At 44.1% G+C, this 15,161-nt stretch carries 17 protein-coding genes (1 of these 17 only partly in view); 9 read left to right on the forward strand and 8 right to left on the reverse strand.

The features are described 5' to 3' along the window. Positions 1-9: 9 nt before the first annotated feature. From truA to rpsI, 3 genes are all read left to right on the forward strand, one after another. A complete protein-coding gene (gene truA, locus DH10bf12_RS04840) occupies positions 10-747 on the forward strand; it encodes a tRNA pseudouridine(38-40) synthase TruA (protein WP_471737408.1) in 738 nt (245 codons plus the stop codon). A 433-nt stretch (positions 748-1,180) separates the two neighbouring features. Then, positions 1,181-1,618 (forward strand): 50S ribosomal protein L13, encoded by a 438-nt coding sequence (rplM, locus tag DH10bf12_RS04845; RefSeq protein ID WP_041120856.1) that lies wholly within the window; start codon positions 1,181-1,183, stop codon positions 1,616-1,618. A gap of 25 nt (positions 1,619-1,643) precedes the next feature. Beyond that, a complete protein-coding gene (rpsI, locus tag DH10bf12_RS04850; protein ID WP_134382703.1) occupies positions 1,644-2,036 on the forward strand; it encodes a 30S ribosomal protein S9 in 393 nt (130 codons plus the stop codon). Between the two features lie 113 nt (positions 2,037-2,149). On the opposite strand, the gene DH10bf12_RS04855 is transcribed toward rpsI, so the two are convergent. Continuing rightward, positions 2,150-2,515, reverse strand: a complete 366-nt coding sequence (locus tag DH10bf12_RS04855; RefSeq protein WP_471738188.1) for a potassium channel family protein — start codon at positions 2,513-2,515, stop codon at positions 2,150-2,152. 134 nt (positions 2,516-2,649) lie between these two features. Here DH10bf12_RS04855 and cwlD point away from each other — a divergent pair, with 134 nt between their 5' ends. The 5 genes from cwlD (at position 2,650) to DH10bf12_RS04880 (ending at position 7,557) form a co-directional block, all read left to right on the forward strand. Further along, positions 2,650-3,348, forward strand: coding sequence for an N-acetylmuramoyl-L-alanine amidase CwlD (gene cwlD, locus DH10bf12_RS04860; RefSeq protein WP_471737409.1), 699 nt, complete (start codon positions 2,650-2,652; stop codon positions 3,346-3,348). 65 nt (positions 3,349-3,413) lie between these two features. Further along, positions 3,414-4,472, forward strand: coding sequence for a P-loop NTPase (locus DH10bf12_RS04865; protein ID WP_471737410.1), 1,059 nt, complete (start codon positions 3,414-3,416; stop codon positions 4,470-4,472). A gap of 547 nt (positions 4,473-5,019) precedes the next feature. After that, positions 5,020-6,423 carry a vWA domain-containing protein gene (locus DH10bf12_RS04870; RefSeq protein WP_471737411.1) on the forward strand — a complete coding sequence of 468 codons (1,404 nt, stop codon included), beginning with the start codon at positions 5,020-5,022 and terminating at the stop codon, positions 6,421-6,423. Between the two features lie 34 nt (positions 6,424-6,457). Then, positions 6,458-6,649, forward strand: coding sequence for a hypothetical protein (locus DH10bf12_RS04875; RefSeq protein ID WP_471737412.1), 192 nt, complete (start codon positions 6,458-6,460; stop codon positions 6,647-6,649). A 119-nt stretch (positions 6,650-6,768) separates the two neighbouring features. Continuing rightward, positions 6,769-7,557, forward strand: a complete 789-nt coding sequence (locus DH10bf12_RS04880; protein WP_471737413.1) for a hypothetical protein — start codon at positions 6,769-6,771, stop codon at positions 7,555-7,557. A 104-nt stretch (positions 7,558-7,661) separates the two neighbouring features. On the opposite strand, the gene gerD is transcribed toward DH10bf12_RS04880, so the two are convergent. Continuing rightward, positions 7,662-8,312, reverse strand: a complete 651-nt coding sequence (gerD, locus tag DH10bf12_RS04885) for a spore germination lipoprotein GerD (protein WP_471737414.1) — start codon at positions 8,310-8,312, stop codon at positions 7,662-7,664. 145 nt (positions 8,313-8,457) lie between these two features. Between gerD and DH10bf12_RS04890 the strand changes: the two genes are divergently transcribed. Then, on the forward strand, positions 8,458-9,123 hold the full coding sequence (locus tag DH10bf12_RS04890) for a KinB-signaling pathway activation protein (RefSeq protein ID WP_471737415.1): 666 nt from the start codon (positions 8,458-8,460) through the stop codon (positions 9,121-9,123). A gap of 319 nt (positions 9,124-9,442) precedes the next feature. Here the strand turns inward: DH10bf12_RS04890 and DH10bf12_RS04895 are convergent, their stop codons facing one another. From DH10bf12_RS04895 to DH10bf12_RS04920, 6 genes are all read right to left on the reverse strand, one after another. Further along, a complete protein-coding gene (locus tag DH10bf12_RS04895) occupies positions 9,443-10,114 on the reverse strand; it encodes a class F sortase (protein ID WP_471737416.1) in 672 nt (223 codons plus the stop codon). Positions 10,115-10,176: 62 nt separating this feature from the next. Further along, positions 10,177-11,544 carry a copper amine oxidase gene (locus DH10bf12_RS04900; RefSeq protein WP_471737417.1) on the reverse strand — a complete coding sequence of 456 codons (1,368 nt, stop codon included), beginning with the start codon at positions 11,542-11,544 and terminating at the stop codon, positions 10,177-10,179. Between the two features lie 465 nt (positions 11,545-12,009). Further along, positions 12,010-13,374 carry a copper amine oxidase gene (locus DH10bf12_RS04905; protein ID WP_471737418.1) on the reverse strand — a complete coding sequence of 455 codons (1,365 nt, stop codon included), beginning with the start codon at positions 13,372-13,374 and terminating at the stop codon, positions 12,010-12,012. A 264-nt stretch (positions 13,375-13,638) separates the two neighbouring features. Next, positions 13,639-14,358, reverse strand: a complete 720-nt coding sequence (locus DH10bf12_RS04910) for an anti-sigma factor (protein ID WP_471737419.1) — start codon at positions 14,356-14,358, stop codon at positions 13,639-13,641. Next, the gene (locus tag DH10bf12_RS04915) at positions 14,342-14,920 is read right to left on the reverse strand and encodes an RNA polymerase sigma factor (protein ID WP_471737420.1); all 579 of its coding nucleotides are present in this window, start codon (positions 14,918-14,920) and stop codon (positions 14,342-14,344) included. The genes DH10bf12_RS04910 and DH10bf12_RS04915 overlap by 17 nt, the downstream gene beginning before the upstream one ends. 147 nt (positions 14,921-15,067) lie before the next feature. Then, on the reverse strand, positions 15,068-15,161 hold the 3' portion of the coding sequence (locus DH10bf12_RS04920) for a polysaccharide deacetylase family protein (protein ID WP_471737421.1). 614 nt of this gene lie beyond the right edge of the window; only the last 94 of its 708 coding nucleotides appear in the window; its start codon lies beyond the right edge, outside the window; it ends in the stop codon at positions 15,068-15,070.

Consider the following 15,161-nt stretch of genomic DNA (forward strand, 5'->3'; position numbering starts at 1 on the left):
GTGAAATGAATGCGAATTAAATGTACCGTTTCATATGACGGTTCAGAGTTTTACGGTTATCAGGTGCAGCCCGGGCAGCGCACTGTACAGGGAGAGATCGAACAGGCGTTAAGTGACGTGCATAAGGGGAAGTTCATTCGGATTACTGCGAGTGGCCGTACAGATGCAGGCGTGCACGCCATGGGGCAAGTATTTCATTTCGATACAGATCTCCAGGTGCCTGCTGCTAAATGGCCGGTTATCCTGAATCAGAAAATCGGTGATGACATCGCTGTATTAAGCGCTGAGGAAGTCTCTGAGACGTTTCATGCACGTTTTGATGTACAAACGAAGGAATACCGTTATATCGTCAATACAAGCCCTGTAGCGCTGCCATTCAGACGCCATTACGCGGTCCATTACCCGTACCAAGTAGATCTGGAAGCTATGCGTAAGGCAGCTGCTTATCTTGAAGGAGAGCACGACTTCACAAGCTTCTCATCTGCTAAAACAGAAGTCATCGATCGCGTGCGAAATATTGATTTTATTAAAATCGAAGCTTTCGAGGGAGAACTGATTTTCCGTGTAAAAGGAAATGGCTTTCTTTACAACATGGTCCGGATCATCGCAGGCACCCTGCTGGAAGTCGGAAATGGCAAATATCAGCCTGAAGAAGTGACGAAGATGCTTGCCGCAAAAGACCGCAGTGCTGCCGGTAAAACAGCGCCTGCTCACGGGTTATATTTGTGGGAAGTGGATTACGAATAGGGACTTGCTGACTGGCTTTAGAAAATGACATTCCGGGCGCTTATTAATCATCATTTTTAAAAAGTCGATTTTAATATCTTCACAGCTGATGGCTGCAGCATAAGGGGGGCGACTCCTGCGGCAGGAAGTGACAGGTGAGACCTGGCGTGGCGAAGCCCGCGGGCTCACCGTCCGGCCAAGGAAAGCGTCCCCCTGTAGCGGAAATCCTCAGCCAACTTCTACAAAACCATTAAAAAATAAAAAAAATCACTAAAACAACTAATCCGGGTGTGACATCCCCTTGACAACGAGTGTCAAACATTATAAGATAGCCTATGGTATGTATTTCACCCTCGAGTAAGAACCCGGACCTTACAATGAGTGAAGTGTTATAAATACAACAAAACTAATGAAGCGATTCATAACGATATAATCTTATTTAGGAGGTAAACTCATGCGTACAACATTTATGGCTAAAGGCCACGAAGTAGAACGCAAGTGGCTAATTGTAGACGCTGAAGGTCAAACTCTTGGACGTCTATCAAGCGAAGTAGCTGCGATTCTACGCGGTAAAAACAAACCGACATTCACACCTAACGTTGACACTGGTGATCACGTAATCATCATTAATGCTGATAAAATCCATCTTACAGGTAAGAAGCTGACTGACAAGATCTACTACCGTCACAGCATGCACCCAGGTGGACTTAAGCAGCGTACAGCACTAGAAATGCGTACTAAGTACCCACGTCAAATGCTGGAGCTTGCAATTAAAGGTATGCTTCCAAAGAACTCTCTTGGACGTCAGATCTTCAAAAAGCTTCACGTATATGCAGGCGCTGAGCACCCGCACCAGGCTCAAAAACCAGAAGCGTACGAACTACGCGGTTAATTTAACTTAAGAGGAGGTAACTATCTTGGCACAAGTTCAATATATCGGCACAGGCCGTCGTAAGAGCTCTACTGCTCGTGTACGTCTAGTACCTGGTAACGGAACAATCGTTATCAACGGACGCGACGTTGAAAATTATATTCCATTCGCAACTCTACGCGAAGTAATCAAGCAGCCACTTAACATTACTGAAACACTTGGAAGCTACGACATCCACGTAAATGTTAACGGTGGTGGTTACACTGGACAAGCTGGAGCAATCCGTCACGGAATCTCCCGCGCACTTCTTACTGTAGATCCAGAATTCCGCGGCTCACTTAAGCGCGCAGGTCTTCTAACTCGTGATTCTCGTATGAAAGAGCGTAAGAAGCCAGGTCTTAAAGGCGCACGTCGTGCACCTCAGTTCTCAAAGCGTTAATTTTCTTTTTCGCTTACACAAACCCTCAGGCAGATGCCTGGGGGTTTTCTTATGGGAAGAATTTCAGGTCACATCAGTGAAATCTCCGGTCACCTCCATTCACTATCAAACTCTTACTCCAAACCACTCCTTTTCCGTTCCTTCCTCTTCTTCGACTCCATCTGATTTTTACTTGCCAGCTCGAAAATCTTCGTTGCAAATCCAACAATAATGCCAACCCCCGCGAAAATATATACCATCGTAAATACCTTACCGAAATCAGTCTGGGGAGAGAAATCTCCGTACCCTACAGTTGAAAGTGTAGTTACACTAAAATAGAGGGCATCTAACACCCGCAAGCCTTCCACAGTACTGTAAAAGATTGTACCGGAAATCAGTGTGAAAACAGTAAGTGTCAGCAGTACCTGGAATTCAGGTTCTTTTAACCCTCTCAAAATTGCACGCAGCATTCTTTGAAATGTAATCAGGAAAGATATCATTACTGTCCACTCCATTCGCTATTACTTTTCGTATATCATACACCAGCCCCTCCAAATGAGAATAATAAATTTCTTCACATTCTATCTCGCACTGTCGTTGCATATATTACTCTAGAAAATAAGGAGGACAGGACATGCTGAGGAAATCGCTGATCATCGCGGCAATTGTGCTGCTTATCGGAATGGTTGCAGGGGCGCTGCTGTATGCAGTAGAAGAGTGGAGTCTGCCACTGACAGGTGAAGTGATTGTGCTCGATCCGGGTCATGGCGGTCTGGATGGTGGTGCAAGCTATGAAACCATCCTTGAAAAGAACCTGACACTATCGATTGCGAAAAAACTGCAGGCTTATCTGGAAGAGCAGGGCGCCATTGTGATTCTGTCCAGGGAAACGGATAAAGATCTGGCTGCTGAAGATACAAAAGGGTTCAGGGACCGCAAGAGAGAGGATCTCAAAAACAGATTGGAACTGATCAATAACAAAGACAACGACTTATTTATCAGCATTCACTTAAATGCGATCCCCGAAGCAAGGTGGAAGGGTCCTCAGACTTTTTATACGACCTACAATGATCAGAATGAGCGGCTGGCGCGGTTTGTCCAGCATGAGCTGAACAGGCATATTCCGGACAGTAAAAGGAAGTCGAAGCCAATTGACGGCATTTATGTGCTGAGTCATGCTGAGACACCAGGCGTATTGGTGGAAGCAGGCTTTCTTTCCAATCCTGAAGAGCGGTACTGGCTCCTGCAGGACGATTATCAGCAGCAAGTGGCAGCTGCCATTTACATTGGAATTCTGAGACATTATTCCAAAGAAGATGAGCCTCCTGAGTGAACTTGAGCGTTTCACCTATGTTATACTTGCATAGATGAAAACGAATTCAAAAGGAGTGTCTTGTTTTGGTAACTGAACAGCAGGTTAGAGAATTGCTCGGCTCAATGAATGATCCGATTTTACATACAACGCTTGCGGAAACTGAAGGTATTGTAGAAGTAAGCATTAAGGAAGAAAAGAATCACGTCAGCGTGAAAATTGCGCTTGCAAAAACTGGGACAGCTGAACAAATGCAGCTTCAAATGGCGGTTGTCGAAGCGCTTAAAGGAGCCGGTGCTGAAACGGTCGGTATCCGTTTTACAGAGCTTGAGCCTGAAAAGCTTGAGAAGTTCCGCGGCCAGCAGGGTGACGCAGTAGAAGACAATCTGCTCGCACCAGGCAACAAGGTTCAGTTCATCGCAATCGCCAGCGGTAAAGGCGGCGTAGGTAAATCAACTGTATCTGTAAACCTTGCAGTCGCGCTTGCGCGTCAGGGTAAAAAGGTTGGGCTAATTGATGCGGATATCTACGGTTTCAGTGTGCCTGATATGATGGGGATCAATAAACGCCCAGTCGTGCGCGGCGAGCGTATTATCCCGGTTGACCGTAAAGGCGTAAAAGTCATTTCGATGGCATTTTTCGTTGAAGATAATGCACCGGTGATCTGGAGAGGACCAATGCTTGGTAAGATGCTAAACAGCTTCTTTACTGAAGTAGAGTGGGGCGAACTTGATTACCTGCTGCTTGACCTGCCACCTGGTACGGGAGATGTAGCGCTTGATGTGCACGCAATGCTGCCATCAAGTAAGGAAATTATCGTTACAACACCTCACCCGACTGCTGCATTCGTGGCAGCACGTGCAGGGGCAATGGCGCTTCAGACAGAGCACTCGATTCTCGGTGTTGTAGAGAACATGTCTTACTATGAAAGCAAAAAGACAGGCGAGCGTGAATATGTATTTGGCACGGGCGGCGGAGAAAAGCTTGCAGATGAACTGCGCACAGAGCTTTTAGGAAAATTACCGCTTCAGCAGCCTGACTGGGATGAAGACGACTTCGCACCATCTGTTTATGCTGAAGACCATAAGTTAGGTAAGATTTATGATCAGATTGCTGAAGAAGTGATTGATAAGACAACTGAATGATTGATTGAGACGACCTCATTGATGGGGTCGTTTTTTTCATGGGTTAAAAGCAGAGAGGAAGTGCACGGAATTGAGTCACCTCTCTGTTTTAATCGGTTCATTCCGAAGCATATTTGAACGCTTCTCCAGCCATCAAACACCCCAAAACCATTTCAACCTCATATATATCAGCTTCAAACCTCTCAAAATCAAGGTTTTTTCCAACACATTCCATGGAAAAAGGTGCTATGGTCGTATGTTTTGTAAAGAATGTAATAGTAAATTGCAGGATTTTGTCGAATCAATTCCAAGTTACTATGTGTGAAATAGATAAAGTGGTTCATTTGACCCTGACCTCTTTCAGACAACCTGGACTATCTTCTATGCCTGTAATATTCAATTCCCTCCACGATTTGACAGTACTCAGGAAATCTATTAAAAACAGTAGTAGCTATTTCAGCTCACATATAGAAAGTGCAATAAGTAAATCGATTATCACATAAGAAAAAGCTAATGTGATACGAACAACCTACATGTGAAAAAGCTTTAAAAATAGGAGGTGGTCTAGATGAAGAAGCAATTGATTTTACTGTTATTGTGTATCAGCCTGTTTGTTGTCGGCTGTCAGGAAAATGAAGAAAGAGCAGACCAGAAGGAAATAATAGAAGAAGAGAAAGTTGTGGAGGTACCAGCTGCTGAAGAAGAGGGTAACTCAATACAAGAGCATGGAGGGGAAGATGTTATATCTGCACTCAATGAACTGAATGTGCCTGAACCGCCTTCAACTGCTGAAGAATTTATCAGTCAGGAGTCAGGTATGCTCAATGGCGAGAGGCTGAAAATTTCAGATGAGCGGAAGGAGCAGTTTTTAGAAGCGTTTGAAGACGTGCCGGCCCTTCCGGAGAATGCGACTGAAGAAGAAATGGACGCTTATTTTAACTATATTTATGCGCTAACTGCTTATAGTCTGCCGGACCCAAAGCAGATCACTGATCAGATGAAATTTGCATTGTCAGGAACACCTGAAGCGGAAGAACGGTTTCAGTTTAAGGAAAACTACAATGTAGAAATTATTCTCGATGCGAGCGGATCAATGGGTGCATATGCCGGAGACCGCACCAGAATGGAGCAGGCAAAAGAAGAAATCAACAGCTTCCTTTCTACTGTGCCTGAAGAAGCCAATGTGTCTCTTCGCGTATACGGGCATGAAGGCACCGGAGATGAGGCGGATAAAGCGAAGTCATGTGCTGCTATTGAAGAGGTCTATGAAAGAGGGGCTTATGAAGCGGGTGCATTTGAAGAGGCGCTGGATCAGTTTGAACCTGCAGGATGGACACCGGTTGCAGGCGCACTTGAATCGGCAGCTGAGAGTTTCAAAGAGCTTGATGGAAAAGAAAATACAAACCTGATTTACCTGGTAAGTGACGGTATTGAGACGTGTGATGGAGATCCGGTTGAAGTGGCAAGATCTTTTGCTGACAGCAATGTGTCGCCGATTATCAATGTGATTGGATTTAATGCCGATTCGGAAACGCAGGCTCAACTGAGAGAGGTTGCAGAATCAGCAGATGGCATGTTTACAAATGTCAGTAATGCGGATCAGCTGGCAGATGAATTCAAGCGCTCAGAAGACGTCCTCCGTAAATGGAAGCGATGGAAGCTGGATGCATCATTTGATCTGTTAGGACAATCCAATGATCTGTCTTTTGCGATTATCGATTTTTCAAATGAATGGTCAGCAAACGTGCTGGACCAAAAACTGTCCCTATACAATGCAAACCGCATTCTGCGTGATGAAGGAAAAATGACACTTGATCAGCAGAAAGTATTTGAAGATAAAGCAGATGAAGTGCGTGACAGAGGCGATGAGGTAAGGGAAGAGATAAGGGCTGAACTTGAGACGATGCTTGATGAAGGCGTTGCAGAAATGGAAAAGCAGATTGAAGAAATGTATCCGGAAGATGCTGAATAGAGAACAAATATTTTTATGATGAGGAGCGGTGAAGATGAAAAAGTACAAGAGATGGAAACGGTTTTACATGATATTAATGATTATGTTTGCGATTTTAATTCCTGTTGAATTGATGCTATGGTTAGCTGGATCAGAAAGCTTTCCGTTTGCGTCAATCGGGATTGCAGCGACTCTCTATGCCTATCGGAGACATCACCTTCAGCAGATGGAGAGTCAGTTGACCTGAAGTTCATTGAAGCGGATGAGGTTTTTGAAAGGCGATCGTATTTAGTTATCTTTATCAATAAGCTTGAGGAAATGATAGGTTCCTAAAATGTTCCGTATGAATCAGAAAGGTATGATCATTTGCTGACACTAGAATTAGAACAGGCAAAAAAGAACGCAAAAAAATATAAAAAATTGTTTGAGGATATGATTGCACATCCTAATTATGTAAAATTAAATGGTGCCTATTACTTTGATGTCGCATATCTAAAAAAGGGCAGCGACCATACAAAAGGGAAAGCAATCATTCCGGGAAACGGTGGCAATGAAAAAGATGCAATGGAAGTTCATGATTTAATCGTGGCTTTTCATCATACGATTATTGGAATATTCACTTCTTCTGATGAAAGGTCTAGAGTCTCAGCTGTTTTTTACGATGAAGCTTTACAGGTATCTGAAAGAGCGACGGGTGAAAAAATAGAAAAAGGGAAGGCTGTTATTGTTGAGCTGGGTTACTTACTCAAATATTTGAAAGTGGAATATCAAAAAGTCACGGATTTTATCAATGATTCTGTTGAAGTTACAGAAGAAGTAAACCGCTTTTTAACGAACCAGGCTGCTAAATTGACAGCCTGCCAGATCAATATGATCCGTCTTTCTTCAGATTTTGCTGGCTTACTTGCGGATTGGAAAAAAGAGATGGAGAATCAGGGGCTTTGGGATCATTTAACCCGTGAAACACAGAAATACTACATTGGCACACTGATGGCTTCGGGAATCAAAAATAGCAGAGCGCAGTTCAATGAACAGCCTGTACTACCTGATGGCAGTCTTGAGGAGCAGGCAGTTTCTCTCGAAAATATTCTAAAAGAAAAACAGGCGGAATGGATAGATGATTCAAGAAGTAAGCTGAGGTGGCCAAAGCATTAAGCCATTTTAGCTGTGCTTGAAGTACTTATAAAATATAGTTGCGCGGGGATATCATGTTTGGTAAGATGTCCCCGCTTTGTCTGTTTACAAATGATAGGAACTTATCACTGCCCCATCCCGCCACCGCTCTCACTTTCACTTTCACTGCCACCACCGCCACTGTTGCCGCCACCACTTTCACCTTCGCCGCTGCCTTCACCGCCACCAGCCTGCTGCTGTGCACCTTCTTCACCCATTTCCTTAGCCGCATCAAGCAGTAAATCCTGCATTTCCTTTTTTACAAGGGGACTCTCCATCATCTCAAGCATCAGCTTTTTTGTTTCTTCCTTATAAGCCTGGCTGTTCAGGACAGACATGGTCTGCTCATGCATGGCTGGGTCCTGCATAATGGTCAGGATCATACTCTGGTATTCCGGATCCTTCATGAGGTCCTTTAACAGTTGTTCGTGCTCAGTTTTCATACTTTTTGCGAGCGTTTCTGCAAATTCCGGATCTGCAAATGTTTTCTTCCAGAAGTCCTGACCCTCTTTTGATAAAAGGGTGGTCTGGATCGACTCTTTGACAATCGGCTGGTCAATGACGAGCTCTTTTTTGATTTCTTCATCTGCGAGCAGCTCTTTTACTGCTTTTTTACCGTCATCAGTTTTTAACAAATCAGTCACCATCTGTTTCGTTTCCTCGTAGCTGGTCTTTTCTTCGGCACATCCGGTTAAAAGCAGAACCAGCGCGGAACTCACTAACAATTCCTTCTTCACATCGACACCTCCCGTACAGGCATTTTTCATAGCTTTTGCGTAAAGGGCTGAAATATACACGTTCACATAGCAGTCATGGATTTTTCACATGGCGACTGGTACAATCGAATGAGAATGTGTATTTACAGATGTGGAGGATATAGACGTGACCATACGAAATTGGATCCGTTTCTTTATGATGACACTGCTTGTCGGCGGGGTCACCACAGGGATCGTAGGCATAACAGTCCGCTGGAGTGAGTTATCAACTCAGTTCGCGGGTGAAGATAGTATAGAGATTTTATCAGTCGTTTTATGGATGATCGGTGTCGGTATGACATTCAGCGTATTGAGTCAAATGGGGTACTTTGCTTACCTGACGATTCATCAGTTCGGACTCAGCATTTTCCGTTCATTAAAGCTGTGGAACTGGGTGCAGATGGTGCTTGTGGCATTTGTATTGTTTGACTTAGTATATTTCCGCTTTGAAGCATTCGCGGATGATGGAGACTCGCTCCTGCCATACTTTTCACTCGCTGCATTTTTACTTGTAGTAGGCGTGATCGTATCACTGCTAAAAGTAAAACAGACAAAAAACAAAATGATTTTCCCGTCAACGCTCTTCTTTATGGTCGTTGTCACAACACTTGAATGGCTGCCGGTGCTCAGAAGTAATGAAAACTACTGGCTGATTACGATCATGTTCACACTGATCGCAACAAACGCTTATCAAATGCTTGCGTTACCTAAATATAATGAGCGGTCTAAAAAAGATCGTGAAGCACGACTCGCACGTAAAGCGGCCCGTGAACAAGAAGCAAAAGCGAAGTAAAAGCATGCCTGCGGGCGTGCTTTTTTTCGTTGTAGGGATGTGGGGGGCGTGGCGGCGGGTGTGCGAATACTTTAAAAGGTGACGGAATAACTTAAAAAGGTGAAAGAATTAATTGGAAAGGTGTCGTAATTCCCCCGCCAGCAACAGCGGCTGAACGAATAAATCAAATGTTGGCCCGAAAAATTCCAAAGATGATAGATATAATCCGAAAGGTGATCTAATTAATCGACCGCTCCGCCAGTCAGCCATCCAACAAGCCAGCCGAGCCACCCGCCAACCACAAACCCAAAAAATTTTCCCATTAAAAAAAGCCCTCAAATCAGGCTTCTTTTAACTCCGTATACACAACCAGACGCTGGTTATAATTATTAGAATCACGATCATAGTCACCCGTACACGTAATCAGGTTCAGCGACCGGTCCGTTGTATAACCGAAGATCTCTTCAACTGGCGCATCATCCCAAGGGTATTCCACCATATCGGTCACGACAAAAGTAAGCTGCTCACCATTTTCATCACTCACAACAACCTCATCTCCGACAGAAAGAAATTGCAAGTCATAGAAAATCGCTGCACCCTCATAGCTGTCGACATGTCCACCAATCACAGCGTTACCCTGACTGCCCGGCTTATAGCCTTTTTCATACCAGCCTGTTGTCTCAAAGCTGTCTGTAACAGCCATTTCACCTGTTTCAGTCAGTCCGACTTTTTCAACCGGTGCTGACAATCCAATAGAAGGAATCTCAAGCTTTGACGGGATCAGACCTTTAGGAGGATCCCAGCTTGATGAAGGCTGTTCATCTTCCTCAGCAGGTGGCGCTTCTTCTGCAACCTCTTCAGTTGAATCCGACATCACTTCTTCAGCAGGTAATTCAGCTTCGCTGGCTTCAGTCGGCTGATCCTGTTTTGAAAACTGGTCCATCACAGATTCAACACTGCAAGCAGAAAGAAGCAGGGTGAATCCGATTAATAGTGCAAACTTTTTAATCACATCTCTCACTCCTGATGAAAAAGGGCAGGCTTCTCAGCGCTGCCCTCAGTTAAAATGATTGATTACTGCTTATCAGATGCATACTTTCTAACAGCAAGTGCTGATCCGCCAATCATGACGAACAATAGTGCCATCATGTAGCCGACAGGGAAGCCGTTTTCTTCAGCGGCCATACCACCCATACCAGTTTCTGGCATACCAGGCATCTCGCCACCGAACTGATCCGGGAACTGGTCAGTAATCGCTGCTGATAGTCCTGCAGCCGGCATTGTCATATGTGCCCAAGCTTCGCGGATTGAGCTGTAAGCTGTTTCGTAATCGCCTGCCACATAAGCATCAAATGCAGCCAGCAGCTGACTTACGTGCTCTGTTAAACCTGCTTCAAGATCAGCAGCCGGAATGCGTCCTTCAGTTGCAGTGTCAAGGAATGCAGCCTGCTCAACGATGTAACCATCAAGTTCAGCTTTCGCAGCTTCCTGACCTTCAGTATCGCCTTCACCAGTTGCTACAACATAATCAACGAAGTAGCCGATATGAGAGTTCCAGATCTCAGCAAATTGTGCACCTGCATCTTCACCATACACAGAAGCAACAGCAGCTGACAGGTCATCAGCGTTTGCATTTAGTGCAGCAGCGGCCTGATCAAAGCTTTCAGCGCCATCAGCACCGTCCTGCATTGCCATCGCAGCAAGTCCAGCGTGCTCAGTGAATACATAATTCAGCTGTGCGCGAAGATCTACTGCAGGTGTATCAGGATTTGTGTTCTCGAACTGGTCCGGGAACTGGTCAGCAATTGCGACTGACAGCTGTTCAGCAAATCCGCCCATATGCATGATTGCTTCACGTTCCTGAGTATAAGCTGTTTCAAAATCTCCAGCTGCATACGCATCAAAAGCTGCTAACAGCATATCGATGTGCATTTGAAGTCCTTCTTCAAGTGCAGCAGCAGGGAGGCGGTCTTCTGTAGCAGTTGCAAAGAATGCAGCCTGTTCTACTTTGTATTCTTCAAGTTCAGCAAGTGCCTGATCAATGCCTTCCTGGTTGCCTTCAGCAGTAGCTGTAACGTAGTCTACGAAATAGCCAATGTGTGAGTTCCAGATCTCAAGGAAAGCAGCGCCGTTTTCTTCACCATATACAGAAGATACAGCGGCAGCGATGTCATCTGAGTTAGATGTTAAAGCGGCAGCAGCCTGATCGAAGTCTTCAGCACCGTCTATACCTTTACGCATTGCTTCAACTGCAAGGAATGCATGCTCAGTTAGAGCAGTATCCAGTGTAATGCGAAGCTCAGCAGCTGGTGTTGCCGTACCCATTTCCATTCCTGACTCAGCATGGCCTGAATGATCTCCGTGATCCTCTGCAAGTGCAGCCGTTGGCATTAGTAACATCAGACTCATTGGGACAACTAACATACTCTTTTTCAATTTCATTTGTAAAATCTCTCCCTTTTCTAGCTTAATTTCCAGCGCGAAAATTAAATGTTCTCATTTATTAATGTGATGGCAGGTATTTCAAAGAAGTGTTTGTCTGACTTCTTTACAATTACACAGCCGGGAGAGACGCTTCGTTATGAGTGAAGGTCGTCCGTATGTACAGAAGCAAAGAATAGGTGTGTATATCGCATCAAATATAAAAACATTCAGAATTATTCAGCTGGTTAGTTCTTTGGATTCCCTAAAGACTTTTGATCTAAACACTTTTTATAAATAATAAAATAAAAAATTTTAAATTATAAATAATAGCCCTTTATACCCATTTGTTACAATTTATATTAGTTGTTGTAACAATAAATAGGTTTTAGGGATTATAAATAAATATTTTCAATATAATACTATTTGATTATTTGTATAATAAAAGAGCGGGCTATATCAGCACCGCTCTCTTATCATTCGACATTATTTGTTATCAGATGCAAACTTTCTTACTGCAATTGCTGATCCGCCAAGCATCACAAACAGTAGTGCAACTAGGTAACCAATCGGGAAGCCGTCATCGGCAGCTCCGCCCATACCTGTGTTTGGCATTTCTTCAGGCATTTCATGGCCAAACTGTTCAGGGAACTGGTCTGTGATTGCTGCTGATAGTCCTGCAGCTGGCATTGTCATATGTGCCCAAGCTTCACGAATTGAGCTGTAAGCAGTTTCGTAATCGCCTGCAACATAAGAATCAAATGCAGTCAGTAATTGATCGACGTGTGCAGTCAGACCTGCTTCAAGGTCCTCAGCTGTAAGGCGTTCTTCAGTTGCTGTTTCAAGGAATGCAGCTTGTTCTACGATATAACCATCAAGTTCTGCTTTCGCAGCTTCCTGGCCTTCAGTGTCGCCTTCACCAGTTGCTACTACATAATCTACAAAGTAACCGATATGTGAATTCCATGTTTCAGAGAACTGTTCTCCAGCTTCTTCACCATATACAGAAGCAACAGCAGCTGACAGGTCATCTGCATTTGCAGTCAGTGCAGCGGCAGCCTGGTCAAAGCTCTCAGCGCCATCAGCACCATCCTGCATTGCCATTGCAGCTAATCCTGCGTGCTCAGTGAATACATAATTCAGCTGTGCGCGAAGGTCAATTGCCGGTGTATCAGGGTTTGTGTTTTCAAACTGATCCGGGAACTGGTCAGCGATTGCAACAGAAAGCTGTTCAGCAAATCCGCCCATGTGCATGATTGCTTCACGTTCTTGTGTATAGGCAGTTTCAAAATCACCTTCTGCATATGCATCAAAAGCTGTTAACAGCATATCGATGTGCATTTGAAGTCCTTCTTCAAGTGCAGCAGCAGGGAGGCGGTCTTCTGTAGCAGTTGCAAAGAATTCAGCCTGTTCTACTTTATATTCTTCAAGTTCAGCAAGCGCCTGATCGATTCCTTCCTGGTTTCCTTCAGCAGTCGCTGTTACGTAATCTACAAAATAGCCAATGTGAGAGTTCCAGATTTCAAGGAAAGCAGCGCCGTTTTCTTCACCGTATACTGATGAAACAGCAGCAGCGATATCATCTGAGTTTGATGTCAATGCAGCCGCAGCCTGATCAAAGTCTTCAGCGCCGTCTACACCTTTACGCATGGCTTCGATAGCAAGGTAAGCGTGTTCAGTTAGAGCAGTGTCCAACGTGATACGAAGCTCAGCAGCAGGTGTTGCGGTACCCATTTCCATGCTGGCTTCGGTTTTTTCTGAATGGTCTCCATGATCCTCTGCAAGTGCGGCCGTTGGCATTAGTAACATCAGACTCATTGGGACAACTAACATACTCTTTTTCAATTTCATGATTAAATCTCTCCTTTTTGTTTTGTAATTTGTTTTCAAACAGCTAACGCATAGAGATCAATTTTGGATCACTTTTTTTAAAACTTTTTTAAAGGCGAGATGTAATCTAGCGGTTGAATGTTGATATGAAAGGGTTTTTAATAGGTTATTTTTGTAGGATTTATTTTTTCTTTCAACGAAATACAAAAAGAAAGAGGTTGGGGGGCAAAAAAAGAAGCATCAGCGGGTCAGGTAACCAGCTGATGCTTCTTTAATTTTTAAAATCTAAATTTCTGAAGCCAGAATAATCTCGCCTTCCGGAAGTTCGCTATTTGCATCCGGCTCAAGTGAAACTGCCACTGTATCCCAGTCGCGTTCTGCATATTCTTCATTTAATGAGAAGATCACTGAACCTCTTCCTTCATTATCAATAACAAAAGTTCCTGCACGCTCAGGCTGACCATCCTGAAGGAGCCATACCTGATATACTTCTTCTTCAGACAGAGCTACCAGGTTTGATGCCTGTACAACCAGTCTCTTTTCTTCACCCTGCTCGATGATACTTGCAGTACCGCTCGCATTTCCGGCAGTCGGTGCAAGGTCAGCGTATTGAAGTACCTGATCAATCGTTGCCTGTTCCACAATATCTGCTTCATCTGACAGCTGGGTAAATAGATAAGCATTCCCGAAAAGAGAGAGCGCGAGTATTGCAGCAACTGATGGCATCATCCACTGACGCTTCTTCTTAGAAGGGCGAAGGGAGGCCGGTTCAGCAGCTTTTGTCGGCTTTACAGATTCGATGTTTGCAAAAATCCGTTCTTCCATACCTGTTGGCGGTTCAATCGGTTTAACTGCATAGGGAAGAGTATCTTCAAGAGATTTGAGGTCTGCAAGAATTTCCTGACAGTCTGCACACTCAGACAGGTGCTTCTCAAAAGCGGCTTTTTCAATATCATCCAAGTGCTGATTGTAATAATCCAGCACGCGATCACAATGCTGAGTCATCCTCATGCCCTCCTTTCCCTTTGAGACAAGCTTTTAAATGCTTAAGCGCAAGTCGGATGCGTCCTTTAATCGTCCCAAGAGGCGTATCAGTTTCCTTAGAGATCGCCTGCTGGGTTAATCCGTTAAAATAAAACAACTGAACGATGTGCTGTTGTTCTTTCTTTAATGAACTTACACACTCCTGAATAGCTGACCCCTGCTCTTTCCATTCAAGCACATCTGCAGGCGTTTCCTCAGTGACCCGGAGTGTGTCCTTTTCAATATACTCAACCGTTTCATGACGATTACGTTTGCGGAGAGCATCGAGACATGTATTTCTGGTCATCGTCAATAACCATGAAGAAAACTTTCCTTTAGATTTATCGTAAGGTGCGTGTTTCTTCCATAACTTTAGAAATACTTCCTGAATCGCCTCTTCGGCTACTTCCTGGTCCTGAGTCATTTTATATGAGAAGGAATAAATCAGCTTTTCATATTTTTGATAAAGCTGGCGCAAAGCCTGAGAATCTTGCTCGTGCACAACCTTTTGATACAAATCAAAATCTGTTAATTGCTGCGACATAGCATACTCCTTTAATTTGACGTTTGTTCATTAAGCGTACTAAACAACCGTCATGAAAACAATTCTCTGCACAGCTAACGAAAAAGAAATTGATTTGGATCACTTTTTAGTTTCATTATTTTTTCAAACGGGTAAAGAGGAAATTTGCTAATCTAACAGCTTAATCTTGCTATCTGAAGATGCAAGCAATTCCAGGATCGACACGTATTCCTCATTTGTCGTGTTTGATAACGCGCGATAC

This window comes from Jeotgalibacillus sp. 10bf12 (assembly GCF_055597105.1).

Coding starts and splice junctions, on each gene's coding strand:
- truA (WP_471737408.1), top strand. CDS start 10: ATGCGAATTAAATGTACCGTTTCATATGACGGTTCAGAGTTTTACGGT.
- rplM (WP_041120856.1), top strand. CDS start 1,181: ATGCGTACAACATTTATGGCTAAAGGCCACGAAGTAGAACGCAAGTGG.
- DH10bf12_RS04855 (WP_471738188.1), bottom strand. CDS start 2,515: ATGATATCTTTCCTGATTACATTTCAAAGAATGCTGCGTGCAATTTTG.
- cwlD (WP_471737409.1), top strand. CDS start 2,650: ATGCTGAGGAAATCGCTGATCATCGCGGCAATTGTGCTGCTTATCGGA.
- DH10bf12_RS04870 (WP_471737411.1), top strand. CDS start 5,020: ATGAAGAAGCAATTGATTTTACTGTTATTGTGTATCAGCCTGTTTGTT.
- DH10bf12_RS04875 (WP_471737412.1), top strand. CDS start 6,458: ATGAAAAAGTACAAGAGATGGAAACGGTTTTACATGATATTAATGATT.
- DH10bf12_RS04900 (WP_471737417.1), bottom strand. CDS start 11,544: ATGAAATTGAAAAAGAGTATGTTAGTTGTCCCAATGAGTCTGATGTTA.
- DH10bf12_RS04905 (WP_471737418.1), bottom strand. CDS start 13,374: ATGAAATTGAAAAAGAGTATGTTAGTTGTCCCAATGAGTCTGATGTTA.
- DH10bf12_RS04910 (WP_471737419.1), bottom strand. CDS start 14,358: ATGACTCAGCATTGTGATCGCGTGCTGGATTATTACAATCAGCACTTG.
- DH10bf12_RS04915 (WP_471737420.1), bottom strand. CDS start 14,920: ATGTCGCAGCAATTAACAGATTTTGATTTGTATCAAAAGGTTGTGCAC.